Source organism: Devosia sp. (assembly GCF_040509215.1).
Lineage (GTDB): Bacteria > Pseudomonadota > Alphaproteobacteria > Rhizobiales > Devosiaceae > Devosia.
The window spans coordinates 1-11,733 of sequence record NZ_JBEVLL010000031.1; the positions used below are offsets into that span (position 1 = coordinate 1).

17 protein-coding genes are annotated in these 11,733 nt (G+C 62.6%); 16 read left to right on the plus strand and 1 reads right to left on the minus strand.

Annotated elements, in window-relative coordinates; translation table 11 throughout:
• Positions 1 to 45: 45 nt before the first annotated feature.
• Positions 46 to 381, minus strand: coding sequence for a hypothetical protein (locus tag ABW043_RS01415; RefSeq protein WP_353919459.1), 336 nt, complete (start codon positions 379 to 381; stop codon positions 46 to 48).
• Between the two features lie 77 nt (positions 382 to 458).
• On the opposite strand from ABW043_RS01415, the gene ABW043_RS01420 reads away from it, so the two are divergent.
• The 16 genes from ABW043_RS01420 to ABW043_RS01495 form a co-directional block, all read left to right on the plus strand.
• Positions 459 to 1,313: an urease accessory protein UreD gene (locus ABW043_RS01420; protein ID WP_353919460.1), complete on the plus strand. Its 855-nt coding sequence runs from the start codon at positions 459 to 461 to the stop codon at positions 1,311 to 1,313.
• A 10-nt stretch (positions 1,314 to 1,323) separates the two neighbouring features.
• Entirely contained in the window at positions 1,324 to 1,626 is a 303-nt protein-coding gene (locus ABW043_RS01425) for an urease subunit gamma (RefSeq protein ID WP_353919461.1), read from the plus strand.
• A gap of 10 nt (positions 1,627 to 1,636) precedes the next feature.
• Positions 1,637 to 2,215, plus strand: coding sequence for a HupE/UreJ family protein (locus ABW043_RS01430; RefSeq protein WP_353919462.1), 579 nt, complete (start codon positions 1,637 to 1,639; stop codon positions 2,213 to 2,215).
• A 10-nt stretch (positions 2,216 to 2,225) separates the two neighbouring features.
• Entirely contained in the window at positions 2,226 to 2,531 is a 306-nt protein-coding gene (locus ABW043_RS01435) for an urease subunit beta (RefSeq protein WP_353919474.1), read from the plus strand.
• 102 nt (positions 2,532 to 2,633) lie between these two features.
• Positions 2,634 to 3,053: a hypothetical protein gene (locus ABW043_RS01440; protein ID WP_353919463.1), complete on the plus strand. Its 420-nt coding sequence runs from the start codon at positions 2,634 to 2,636 to the stop codon at positions 3,051 to 3,053.
• A 114-nt stretch (positions 3,054 to 3,167) separates the two neighbouring features.
• Positions 3,168 to 4,877, plus strand: coding sequence for an urease subunit alpha (gene ureC, locus ABW043_RS01445; protein WP_353919464.1), 1,710 nt, complete (start codon positions 3,168 to 3,170; stop codon positions 4,875 to 4,877).
• A complete protein-coding gene (locus tag ABW043_RS01450) occupies positions 4,877 to 6,010 on the plus strand; it encodes a tetratricopeptide repeat protein (protein ID WP_353919465.1) in 1,134 nt (377 codons plus the stop codon). The genes ureC and ABW043_RS01450 overlap by 1 nt, the downstream gene beginning before the upstream one ends.
• Positions 6,011 to 6,070: 60 nt before the next feature.
• Positions 6,071 to 6,910 (plus strand): SDR family NAD(P)-dependent oxidoreductase, encoded by an 840-nt coding sequence (locus ABW043_RS01455; protein WP_353919466.1) that lies wholly within the window; start codon positions 6,071 to 6,073, stop codon positions 6,908 to 6,910.
• Between the two features lie 102 nt (positions 6,911 to 7,012).
• Positions 7,013 to 7,444 (plus strand): MliC family protein, encoded by a 432-nt coding sequence (locus ABW043_RS01460; protein WP_353919467.1) that lies wholly within the window; start codon positions 7,013 to 7,015, stop codon positions 7,442 to 7,444.
• A 6-nt stretch (positions 7,445 to 7,450) separates the two neighbouring features.
• Positions 7,451 to 8,038, plus strand: coding sequence for a hypothetical protein (locus ABW043_RS01465; RefSeq protein WP_353919468.1), 588 nt, complete (start codon positions 7,451 to 7,453; stop codon positions 8,036 to 8,038).
• Positions 8,039 to 8,058: 20 nt separating this feature from the next.
• Entirely contained in the window at positions 8,059 to 8,532 is a 474-nt protein-coding gene (locus ABW043_RS01470) for an urease accessory protein UreE (protein ID WP_353919469.1), read from the plus strand.
• Positions 8,529 to 9,185: an urease accessory protein UreF gene (locus ABW043_RS01475; RefSeq protein ID WP_353919470.1), complete on the plus strand. Its 657-nt coding sequence runs from the start codon at positions 8,529 to 8,531 to the stop codon at positions 9,183 to 9,185. The genes ABW043_RS01470 and ABW043_RS01475 overlap by 4 nt, the downstream gene beginning before the upstream one ends.
• On the plus strand, positions 9,182 to 9,613 hold the full coding sequence (locus tag ABW043_RS01480) for a DUF3995 domain-containing protein (protein ID WP_353919471.1): 432 nt from the start codon (positions 9,182 to 9,184) through the stop codon (positions 9,611 to 9,613). Before ABW043_RS01475 ends, ABW043_RS01480 begins: the two co-directional genes overlap by 4 nt.
• Positions 9,614 to 9,631: 18 nt before the next feature.
• Positions 9,632 to 10,264, plus strand: coding sequence for an urease accessory protein UreG (ureG, locus tag ABW043_RS01485; RefSeq protein WP_035087311.1), 633 nt, complete (start codon positions 9,632 to 9,634; stop codon positions 10,262 to 10,264).
• Positions 10,265 to 10,269: 5 nt separating this feature from the next.
• A complete protein-coding gene (locus ABW043_RS01490; protein WP_353919472.1) occupies positions 10,270 to 10,734 on the plus strand; it encodes a GNAT family N-acetyltransferase in 465 nt (154 codons plus the stop codon).
• Positions 10,735 to 10,886: 152 nt separating this feature from the next.
• Positions 10,887 to 11,733 (plus strand): alpha/beta fold hydrolase (locus ABW043_RS01495; protein ID WP_353919473.1); only part of this gene is annotated, 847 nt, incomplete at its 3' end.

The window sequence follows — 11,733 nt, forward strand, 5'->3', positions numbered from 1 at the left end:
CCTGGCCGAAGCCAGGTGCCCATATTAGCCGCTGAAAGCGACCGATTATTGAGTGACGAAACCGCCATCAACGCAGGCCTGCAGGTCGATCGTATCAAGGTCGATCGTAGCCGTTGCGGCCTGGGCTTCGTTAACAGCAGGGGTGCTGTCAGTGGTCGCGCTGTCGTTGTCAGCAGACTGGTTTTCGGGAGTATCGGTCTCGGTGCCGGTGGAAAGGGCTTCGGTGCTGTCTGCCGTCGAGAGCATTTCACAACGTTCCTGAACGGCCGGCAGGTCGGTTTCGGAAACGGCAACACCATTGATCGTCGTGCCCTGCGCAAAGGCAGCACCGGTCAGAGCAACGGTAAGTGCAGCAATAGACAAAGCAGATTTGATGGTCATTTCTATAACCTCTTGAAAATTCTCTATGAAAGAGCGCTTGCTCGCCTAGACAACGAGATGATCGCAGGATCGTTGCAATGAATTTCGCCGTTCTGCCGAATTCTGAGGCGTTTTCACTGCCGCCCGCCTTGCAGCGAGCACGTGGTGTTGCGCGCATCAGCACCAAGCAGCGCGACGGAAACACCTGTATCGACACGCTTTTTCAGGAAGGTTGCGGCAAGATCCGGTTGCCGCGCACGCATTCTTCTGCACTTGAAGCTGTATTTATCAATACTGCAGGCGGCATTACCGGCGGCGACCATTTGCGCTGGGGCGCCGACGTGGCGCCGGGGGGCCGGCTGGTCATTACCACGCAGGCATGCGAACGCAGCTATCGATCAACCGGCGACACGGCGCATGTGGAAGCCGACATCACCGTCGGCGCGGGCGCCCATCTCGATTGGCTGCCCCAGGAAACCATTCTCTTTGAAGCGAGCAAGCTCGACCGACGGCTGACAATCCGGCTCGACGAGGCGGCAACGCTCACCGCCATCGAAGCGGTGCTGCTCGGCCGCGATGCCATGGGCGAAGAGGCCCGCGACGCCCAATTCTCCGATACCTGGCGCATCTATCGCGGCGACCGTCTGATCCACGCCGAAGCAACCCGATTGACTGGCGATGGCAGCGAGCGCGATGGCCTTTCCCTGCTGCGTGGCTGCCGCGCCTTTGCTTCTATTCTGCATGTGGCAGCAAGTGCCGATAAAGCCGAGCAGCTCCTCAGCCGGGTCCGGGCGCTTCAGCCCGCCACTGGGCTGATCGCCGCCAGCGCCAACGGCGAGCGGCTTGTCATCCGGGCCATGGCGCGCACCGGGCTTGCCCTGCGCAAACTTCTGGTTCCAACTCTCATCGAACTGACCGGCGCTGGCTCCCTGCCGCGCCTCTGGCATCTCTAGGAAACGGCCGATGAACCTCACTCCCCGCGAAAAAGACAAATTGCTCATCGCAATGGCCGCCATTGTTGCCCGAAAGCGTCTCGAACGCGGCGTCAAGCTCAACCATCCCGAAGCCATCGCCCTGATCACTGACTTTGTGGTCGAAGGCGCGCGCGATGGTCGAGCCGTCTCCGAACTCATGGAAGCCGGCGCCCATGTCGTCACCCGTGCTCAGGTGATGCCGGGGATAGCCGAGATGATCCACGACGTGCAGGTCGAAGCCACCTTCCCGGATGGCACCAAGCTCGTCACCGTCCACCAACCCATCCGCTAAAGAGGCAACCATGTTCAAGCGCACGCTGATCGCCCTTTCCATCCTCGCTGCCGCCACCATGCCAGCCTTCGCCCACCTCGATCCCATCGAGCACGGCTCCTTCGCGGCTGGTTTCAGCCATCCGCTCTTCGGCCTCGATCACATCCTCGCCATGGTCGCCGTCGGTCTTTGGGCAGCCATGCAGGGCGGTCGCGCTGTCTGGATTGTCCCAGCAGCTTTCGTCAGCACCATGGCCATTGGCTTCGCCGCGGCAATCGCAGGCGTTCCCCTCCCCTTCGTCGAACCGGTCATTCTGGCGTCGGTGATCTTCATCGGCATCGCCATCGCATTGGCCCTGCCCATTCCGACATCAGCGGTCGCTGCCATGGTCGGCTTCTTTGCCTTCTTCCACGGCCACGCCCATGGCGGTGAACTCGGCCAGGCCGGCGCCTGGCAGTTCGCCATCGGGTTCATCATCGCAACCGCCGTCCTCCACGCTGTCGGCATCGGCGCGGGCCTCTCTCTCGGCCGTTTCGGCGGCAAGGCGCTGTCGCGCGTCGCTGGCGCGGCTACCGCGCTCGGCGGCCTCTGGCTCGCCTTCGGCGCGTGAGGCAGCCATGATGATCCCAGGCCAAATTATCCCTGCAGCCGGCACCATCGAGCTCAATGTCGGGCTCGAACAGGTCGTCATCGAAGTCGCCAACACGGGAGACCGGCCGATCCAGGTCGGCTCCCACTACCACTTCTATGAAACCAATGCCGGCCTGAGCTTTGACCGCGAAAAAGCGCGCGGCATGCGCCTCGACATCGCTGCCGGCACCGCCGTGCGCTTCGAGCCCGGCCAAAGCCGCGAAGTGCGTCTGATCCCCATCGGCGGCGATCGCAAGATTTACGGCTTCCGCCAGCAGGTCATGGGATCGCTGTGACCATGCGGGCACGCTACGGCAAATCTTGGCTGACGCCATGGCAATCGCAGCAAAATGGTGGTTTAACCCCCGCCACAGAGAACTGCCTTTGCCTGGATGATCATGACTGCCGAAGCCCCGACCACAGAAGTCCGCAACGCCGAATTCAAGCAGCGCTTCGTCGCCGTGCTGACAGACCTGCAGGATACGGCAGCCGAGGACGGCGAGGCCATGGCCCTGATCGGGCATCTGGCCAGCGATCTCTGCGGCACCCTGCAGCAAAAGACCTGGTCCGCGGCCAAGACCGTGATTACGCCGCAGGTCTACAACGACCTGCTGAAGGTCTTCGAACAGCGCGGCAACGAATACCATCAGTCCGGCAAGGCCAAACACGCCTATGCCATTCAGGCGCTTGCCATGTCGTTGGTCGCGGGCACGATGCGCGCCGACCAACAATTGGCCCAGGGCGAGAAAATTCTCGACAGCCTCATCGACCATTCAGTTGGCGTCTTTCGTTCGCTGAACCCGGTCAAGCCGAACTAACCGACCCAAAAACCTTTCATCGCAACGCGACCGCGCGCACGGCCCTCTCGGGCCGGGCGCTTTCGTCGTTCGCCGCACCCATTCAACGCCTCTCCTGATTTCCGGAGTTTCGCCATGCCCGCCCGTATTTCCCGCGCCACCTATGCCGACATGTACGGCCCCACCACCGGCGACAAAGTGCGTCTGGCGGATACCGAACTGTTCATCGAGGTGGAGAAGGACTTCACCACTTACGGCGAGGAAGTGAAGTTCGGCGGCGGCAAGGTCATCCGCGACGGCATGGGCCAGTCCCAGCGCACGCGCGCCGAGGGCGCAGTCGATACAGTCATCACCAATGCGCTCGTCGTCGATCATACCGGCATCTACAAGGCCGATATTGGCCTCAAGAACGGCCGCATTTCCGGCATCGGCAAGGCCGGCAATCCCGATACCCAGTCTGGCGTCGACATCATCATCGGCCCCTCCACCGAAGCCATCGCTGGCGAAGGCAAGATCCTGACAGCAGGCGGCATGGACGCCCATATCCACTTCATCTGCCCCCAGCAGATCGAAGAAGCGCTGATGAGTGGCGTTACCACCATGCTCGGCGGCGGCTCCGGCCCAGCACACGGCACGCTCGCCACCACCTGCACCGGCGCCTGGCACATCGAGCGCATGATCGAGAGCTTCGATGCTTTCCCGATGAACCTTGCTCTTGCCGGCAAGGGTAATTCCGCCCTCCCCGGCCCGCTCGAGGAAATGATCCTATCCGGCGCTTCGGCCCTGAAACTGCACGAGGACTGGGGCACCACCCCAGCGACAATCGACAACTGCCTCTCCGTCGCCGACGACTACGACGTGCAGGTGATGATCCACACCGATACGCTCAATGAATCGGGCTTCGTCGAAGACACGGTCGGCGCCTTCAAGGGCCGCACCATCCACGCCTTCCACACCGAGGGCGCCGGCGGCGGGCACGCTCCAGACATTCTTAAGGTCGCGGGCCTCCCCAACGTCATCCCCTCTTCGACCAATCCGACCCGCCCCTACACGGTCAACACCATCGCCGAGCATCTCGACATGCTCATGGTCTGCCACCACCTCGATCAGTCGATCCCGGAAGACGTGGCCTTTGCCGAAAGCCGCATCCGCAAGGAGACCATCGCGGCGGAAGACATCCTCCACGATATGGGCGCGCTCTCGATCATCTCGTCGGACAGCCAGGCCATGGGCCGCGTCGGCGAAGTGCTCATTCGCACCTGGCAGACCGCCGACAAGATGAAGCGCCAGCGCGGCAAGCTCAGCGAAGAAACCGGCGACAACGACAATTACCGCGTCCGCCGCTACATCGCCAAATACACGATCAACCCCGCCATCGCCCACGGCATGAGCCAGCACATCGGCTCGATCGAAGTCGGCAAGCGCGCCGATCTCGTCCTTTGGAACCCCGCCTTTTTCGGCGTTAAGCCCGATATGATCCTCATCGGCGGCTCCATCGCGGCCGCTCCGATGGGCGACCCGAACGCCTCGATCCCGACGCCCCAGCCCATGCACTACCGCCCGATGTTCGGCGCCTATGGCAAACTCGTCAGCCGCTCCTCGGTAACCTTCATCTCACAGGCCGCCCATGACGCGGGCCTGCGCGACCGTCTCGGCGTAGACAAGCAACTGCTTCCCGTCACCAACACCCGTGGCGGCATTGGCAAGGCGGCCATGAAGCTGAACTCGGCCACGCCCAATATCGAAGTGCATCCCGAAACCTACGAAGTGCGCGCCGATGGTGTACTTCTGACATGTGAACCGGCTACGGTGCTGCCTATGGCGCAACGGTATTTCCTGTTCTGATGAAAAAGCCGACCGGCACGATCCCTAAAGGTCTACCGACCGATCCCATCCTCGCCCTGCGCACCAACGAGCTTCTGGCCAAAGGCCGGCAGCTCGAGCAGCAGGGCAAGATCGCCGAAGCAGCCCGCGTCAGCGCCGAACTGGCCAATGTCGCGCCAAACCTGCCCGAAGCGCATCAGTTCATGGGCACTATCGCAATGCGAACGGGCGCCGCCGAAATCGCCGCCATGAGTTTTGAACGGGCACTGCAACTCAAGCCGCGCTCCGCCGATCTGCATGTCGCCCTTGCCCAGGCGCTGTTGGCGCTACGTCGCCCCAAGGACGCCGCCAGCGTCCTCGACAAGGGCCGCGCGCTCCACCCCAATCACGCCGGGATGTTCCGCGAACTGGGCCAGGCTCAGCTTGATCTCGAACAGCCCGACGCTGCGCTCAAAAGCTTCCTGCGGGCCGTAAAACTGCAGCCGGATGACCTCTATTCCGGACACATGGCTTCCGCACTCGCCGCGACCGGCAAGCCTGATCAGAACTACGTCGCTGATCTCTTTGATTCCTACGCCGAGACTTTCGACGCCCATCTCACCGGCAAGCTCGAATACCGTGTCCCAGAGGCTCTTGCCGCCCTCCTTGCAAAGCATGCCAGTGTCTCGGGCCCAACGCTCGATGTCGGTTGCGGCACCGGCCTTATGGCGATGGCCCTGCCCGAAGCGCTGCGCCCCATAGACGGCATCGACATCGCCCCCAAAATGCTCGCCAAGGCCCAGGAGCGCGGTATCTATCGCCATCTTCACGCGGGAGATGCGGCGGCCGTTCTCTTGTCCGAACCCAGCCTCACGGGCCCCTACGGCCTCATCGTCTCCACCGACGTCTTCATCTATGTCGGCGAGATCACCGCGCTGTTCGCGACCCTGGTCGAGCGGCTCGCCCACGGCGGCATTCTGGCCTTTTCGGTCGAGCTCAACGATGGCGAGGGGGTCGCCATTCGCTCCAGCGGTCGCTTCACCCACAGTCCCAACTATATCCGCGCCCTCGCGACGGCGAACGGCCTCAGCGTTCTCGCCGAAGAACAGCATCCCATCCGGCTCGAACGCGAAGTTCCGATCCCCGGACAACTCTTCCTTCTCCGGCGGGATTGATCCCAATTCCTCGAAAACAGCGTTCATGATATGTTCAACTCCGACTCGGAGGAGGACACTATGGATAAAGGGACGGTTGCGCTGGTTACCGGCGCCAGTCGCGGCATCGGCCGCGGCATTGCGCTTTCCTTTCTCGCCCAGGGGATGACTGTCCACGTCACCGGCCGCACTGTGACGGATGCGCAGGCTGCGGTGCACCCTCAGCTTGAAGGCTCTCTCGATGGCCTCAAGGCCGAGGCCGAGGCTTTGCCAGGTGAACTCATCGTCCATGTCTGCGACCACGCCGACGACCGGCAGACTGAAGCCGCTGTCGCGGCGGCACTCCGCCATTCGGGCAAGGTCGACATTCTCGTCAACAACGCCTGGCCCGGCTACGAGAGCATGGTGGAAGGCGACGACTACACCTGGGAGCAGCCATTCTGGGAGCAACCCATCTGGCGCTGGGATGCGATGATCGGCGTCGCCCTGCGCACCAGCTTTGTCGCCAGCCGCGCCGTCGCCCCGGGCATGATCGCCCGAAAGACCGGCCTCATCGTCAACATCTCCTTCTGGGCCGCTCAGAAGCATCACGGCAACGCCATCTACGGCATAGCCAAGGCCGGCACCGACAAAATGTCCTCCGATTTCGCGCATGAACTGCGGCCACACGGGGTGACGGCCATCTCGCTTTATCCCGGCCTCGTCCGCACCGAAGCGGTAATGCGCAATGCCGAGTACTTTGACATGTCCAATTCGGAATCGCCGCAATTCGTCGGTCTCGCCATCGCGGCGCTCTGGGTCGATCCGAACCGTCTCGAAAAGTCCGGCAAGGTGCACGTCACCGCAGACCTCGCTAGCGAATATGGGTTTGTCGATATCGACGGCAAGAAAATCGTCCCCGCAACCCTCGGAGACTTCTAGATTTCATCACGGTGACACCTTGCCAGAACAATCAATCACCATGATTGTGGAGACAGACTCCTGGGTGCTTCGCACTGTTTCCAACGAAATCGAGGAAAAGCCATGATCGATTTGAGGAGCCTCATCGCGGGCAGCGTTCTCTTGCTCGCTGCCGGCGCAGCATCGGCACAGGAAGCCGCCGCGCCTGCCGAAGCGACACCCACGCCGCCAGTGCTGCCCACGGTCACCGCGACCCTGACACTGACCCTTGACGCAACCAGCGACATCGAGCGCCGCACGGTCGTCTACCAGTGCGACAATGGCGATGGTTTCCACGTTCAATATGTCAACGCAGCCCCCAACTTCCTCGCTATCGTCCCGGTAGAAGGCGAGACGCATATTTTCGCCACCACCATTTCCGCTTCCGGCGCCCGCTATGTGTCGGGCCCCTATGAATGGTGGGATACGGGCGACGAAGCCACGTTGCGCGACCTGCGTTCCGCAGAAGACGAGCCCCCTCTCGCCACCTGCCTCGCGGCCGGCAACGCACCTTAGGTCGCCATGGAGCCACACTCGACCCCCGAGATATTTCCCCATATTCGCATCGTCATGGGGACGGTGATCGGGTTGGGCATTACCCGCCTGCTGATGACCTTTGCCGGCATGGTGCAACACCCGGACCGTCCGGGCCGCTCCGTGCTTCACCTGCTCTGGATGGTCTCGATCCTGATCGAGCTCGTCCTGTTCTGGTGGTGGGAATTCGCGCTGTTCCAACTCACCAACTGGACCTTCGGCGTCGCCTTTTTCATCATCACCTATGCCGTCACCCTGTTCATGATGGCGGCCCTGCTCTGCCCCGACAATATCTCGGAATACAAGGGCTATGAGGATTTCTTCCTCAAGCGCCGGCCCTGGTTCTTCGGGCTGCTCGCCACCACGTTCGTGCTCGATATCATCGACACGGTCATCAAGGGCGGCACGCACCTGGCGCGCTTCGACCTGTCCTATTTCATCCAGGTGCCGGTCGGCCTGGTTCTATGCGTTATCGCCTGGCGGTCGGCCGATCGGCGCGTGCATTTGTTTGTGGTCGGACTGCATATCGTCTACCAGTTCTACCTGATCGCGCGCTTCTTCAATACCACCCAGTGATTCAAGGATTTGACGCCAACATGCTACGTGCCGTCGCCCATCTGCCCGCCCATCACGGCCGTGGCGCCGCCATAGACAGCATCACCCTCGCCCATGACGAACGGCGCCTCCGCCGCAAGCTGCTCACCGGCAAGAACGGCACCGAGGTCTTGGTTGATTTCCCCAATACGGTGACTCTCGACCACGAAGGTGCGCTGGAGCTTGAAGACGGCCGCCTGTTCGAAATCATCGCGGCCAGGGAAATCCTCTACGCCGTCACCGCCAATGACGCGTCACACCTGCTGCGCCTCGCCTGGCATATCGGCAATCGCCACACCCCGGCCCAGCTCGATACTAACCGCATCCTCATCAAGCGCGACCATGTGCTGAAAACCATGCTCGAGGGCCTCGGCGCCAGCGTCACCGACGTCACCGAACCCTTCTTTGCCGAGCATGGCGCCTATCACAGCCACAATCACGCCGAACCGGCCCACGCCCTCCTCGCCCACAAGTGAGCGCTGACCTACAAAAGCTGCTGACCTGGCTCTCCCCCGCCTTTCCCGTGGGCGCCTTCGCCTGGTCCGCCGGCCTCGAAACCGCTATCGTCAGCCGCCTCGTACACGACCGAAAAACGGCTGAAGACTGGATTTCAGGTGCCCTGCTCCACGGCAGCGTTCGCACCGACGCTATCCTCCTCGCCCACGCCCATGGATCGTCGCGGGCACCGGAAAAGCTGCTCGAACTGGCCGACCTCTGCCTCGCCCTCACGCCCGCCCGAGAGCGCCACGCCGAAACCACCATGACCGGCAATGCCTTCGCCACCGCCAGCGCCGCGTGGCCAGTCGATCCGCCACTCGACCTCCCCCGCCCCTGCCCATACCCGATTGCGGTTGGCGCAATGGCCGGCGCCCATAGCATCGGCCTTCTCGACACACTCGTCGCGTTCCTCACCGCCACGGTCCACAGCCAGGTCTCCGTCGCCGTCCGTCTCGTGCCCATCGGCCAGACCGATGGCCTCGCGATCATGGCCGCGCTCGAACCCGAAATCGGCAAACTGGCCGCTCTGTGCCAGCATGCCACACTGGACGAAATCGGCAGCGTCGCCTATGGCGCCGATATCGCCCAGATGCAGCACGAAACGCTGCCCACAAGGATCTTCCGTTCATGAACATGTTCATCGCGTCCATGATGTTCATCGCCCTCTTTGCCGTGTCGCTGGCGCACTTCCTCTGGTCGATTGGACGCACCTGGCCGATCCGCAATGAAAAGCTGCTCGCCCAGACCGTCGTGGGTTTCAAGGACATCGAGCGCATGCCGCCGCGGCTGGCCTCCTTCGCCATTTCCATCGCCACCATCGCCGCCGGCATCTACGCCCTGGCGCTGGCTGACCACGATAGTGGCGGCATCTGGCTCAATCTCGGTGGCGCGGCGCTTGGCGCCGTATTTCTCGCCCGCGGCATTGCCGGCTACACCACCTGGTGGAAGGGCCTGACGCCCGAACCGAACTTCCGCCTCAACGACGCACGGGTATACTCTCCCCTCTGCCTCGCCTTGGGCCTCGGCTTTCTCGCCCTCGTCGTCTTCCGCTTTCTCTGATTAAGGAAAGAACTTGCCATGACCAAAAGCCTCAATGGACCGCTCCGCATCGGCATTGGCGGCCCCGTCGGGTCGGGCAAGACGACCCTCTGCGAAATGCTGCTCAAGGCCATGCGCGACCGCTATTCCATGGCCGTGGTCACCAATGACATCTACACGCGCGAGGACGCCCTGATCCTCGCCCGCGTCCAGGCCATCTCCGAAGACCGCATCGTCGGCGTCGAGACCGGCGGCTGCCCGCACACCGCCATCCGCGAAGACGCCTCGCTCAACCTCGCGGCCATCGACGATCTCAACCGCAAATTCCCCGATCTCGATATCGTTCTTATTGAAAGCGGCGGCGACAACCTCGCAGCGACCTTCTCCCCGGACCTCGCCGATCTCACCATCTACGTGATCTCGGTTGCCCAGGGCGAGAAGATCCCGCGCAAGGGTGGCCCCGCCATTTCGCGCTCCGACCTGCTTGTCATCACCCACACCGACCTCGCCCCCTATGTCGGTGCCAGCCTCGAAGTGATGGAAAGCGACACCCAAAAAGTGCGCGAAGGCCGGCCCTATGTCTTCACCGACCTTTTGCGCCGCGAAAGCCTCGACCAGATCATCGGCTTCATCGAAAAGCACGGCGGCTTCCAGGCCGTAGCCGCGGAATAGGTCGCTTGAGCGACCACGTCCGCCTGCGTCGCTTGCTGGATAAACCCATCGACCTGCCGGCATTGCCGCCAGGCGTTGTTATCACACCCCTCTGGCAGACCCGCCCCATCGAATTGCACGCTTTGCTTCGCGAGGCCTATGCCACGGGCGGCGGATCCGTAGGCAGCTTCGATCAATGGTGGTGGCCGCTCGTCGAAGACGAAGAGTTCGACCCCGCCCTGCTCATTGTCGCCACCTCCGGTGAGCAGCCCGTCGGCCTCGTGCAGTGCTGGACCAGCAGCTTCGTCAAAGACCTTGTCGTCGCCCCTCAATGGCGCGACCGGGGCCTCGGCGCCTGTCTGCTCCACGCCGCTTTCGCCGAATTCCATCGCCGCGGCGCGACCCATATCGACCTCAAGGTCGAAGCAGCAAACACCGCGGCGCAGCGCTTCTACCGCCGCCACGGCATGGCGCCCGTCGACCCCACCTGATCGACCATTTCAATAAATCTACTAACCCAATAGACATTCTTGTCATAAAAGTTTCCGGGGCTGAATTCGCCGGCAATGGCGTTCCTTGCCGAGAAAAGCGACCGCCACCTATCCTTGGCCATCCTGAAAGACAGGCCTTGGGGACTGACCACATGAAGATTTTCACCGCTGCCATCACCGGCCTCGTCGCCGCCACGCTGGCCTTCTCGCCCGCCCTCGCCGCCGAGCGCTACGAGACCCTGCCCTACGCGCTCTCACCCTCGTCGGCCCCGGTCGAAACCGGCACGGTCACCTCCAATGGCGCCGAAATCTACTACGAGATTTACGGCAAGTCGGGCGACCCGATCCTGCTGATCCATGGCGGTGCCGGCAATACCGAGACATGGGGCAATCAGGTCAATGCCTGGCTGCGCTCCAATCGCGTCATCGTCGCCGATACGCGCGGCCACGGCAAATCATCGGCCGACGACCAGCCCTTCAGCTACCAGCTCTTCGCAGACGATTTCATCGCCCTCCTCGACAAGCTCGAAATCGAAAAGACCGCCGTGGTCGGCTGGAGCGATGGCGGCATCATCGGCATCGACCTCGCTTTGCGCCATCCGGAACGCCTGACCAAGGTCGTCGCCTATGCCGCCAACGTCACCACCGACGGCGTGCAGTCGACCGTGCTCGAAAACCCCACATTCCTGAAATACCTCGACCGCGCCCGCGGCGAATACGAGCGTCTCTCGCCCACGCCCGATGGCTACGACGCCTATCTCGAAAAGATCGGCCAGCTTTGGGCCACCCAGCCCAATTGGACTGCCGAGGAACTGGGCAAAATCACGACGCCGATCCTCGTCCTCGCCGGCGACCACGAGGAAGCCATCAGCGAAGAGCACACCCGCAAGATCGCCGAACAGATCCCGGGCTCGGAACTGGCACTGCTCGAAAACACCAGCCACTTCGCCCATCTGCAGGACGCGACCGGCTTCAACAAGGCGGTTGCAGACTTCCTCG

Coding starts and splice junctions, on each gene's coding strand:
- ABW043_RS01415 (WP_353919459.1), bottom strand. CDS start 381: ATGACCATCAAATCTGCTTTGTCTATTGCTGCACTTACCGTTGCTCTG.
- ABW043_RS01420 (WP_353919460.1), top strand. CDS start 459: ATGAATTTCGCCGTTCTGCCGAATTCTGAGGCGTTTTCACTGCCGCCC.
- ABW043_RS01425 (WP_353919461.1), top strand. CDS start 1,324: ATGAACCTCACTCCCCGCGAAAAAGACAAATTGCTCATCGCAATGGCC.
- ABW043_RS01430 (WP_353919462.1), top strand. CDS start 1,637: ATGTTCAAGCGCACGCTGATCGCCCTTTCCATCCTCGCTGCCGCCACC.
- ABW043_RS01435 (WP_353919474.1), top strand. CDS start 2,226: ATGATCCCAGGCCAAATTATCCCTGCAGCCGGCACCATCGAGCTCAAT.
- ABW043_RS01440 (WP_353919463.1), top strand. CDS start 2,634: ATGACTGCCGAAGCCCCGACCACAGAAGTCCGCAACGCCGAATTCAAG.
- ureC (WP_353919464.1), top strand. CDS start 3,168: ATGCCCGCCCGTATTTCCCGCGCCACCTATGCCGACATGTACGGCCCC.
- ABW043_RS01450 (WP_353919465.1), top strand. CDS start 4,877: ATGAAAAAGCCGACCGGCACGATCCCTAAAGGTCTACCGACCGATCCC.
- ABW043_RS01455 (WP_353919466.1), top strand. CDS start 6,071: ATGGATAAAGGGACGGTTGCGCTGGTTACCGGCGCCAGTCGCGGCATC.
- ABW043_RS01460 (WP_353919467.1), top strand. CDS start 7,013: ATGATCGATTTGAGGAGCCTCATCGCGGGCAGCGTTCTCTTGCTCGCT.
- ABW043_RS01465 (WP_353919468.1), top strand. CDS start 7,451: ATGGAGCCACACTCGACCCCCGAGATATTTCCCCATATTCGCATCGTC.
- ABW043_RS01470 (WP_353919469.1), top strand. CDS start 8,059: ATGCTACGTGCCGTCGCCCATCTGCCCGCCCATCACGGCCGTGGCGCC.
- ABW043_RS01480 (WP_353919471.1), top strand. CDS start 9,182: ATGAACATGTTCATCGCGTCCATGATGTTCATCGCCCTCTTTGCCGTG.
- ureG (WP_035087311.1), top strand. CDS start 9,632: ATGACCAAAAGCCTCAATGGACCGCTCCGCATCGGCATTGGCGGCCCC.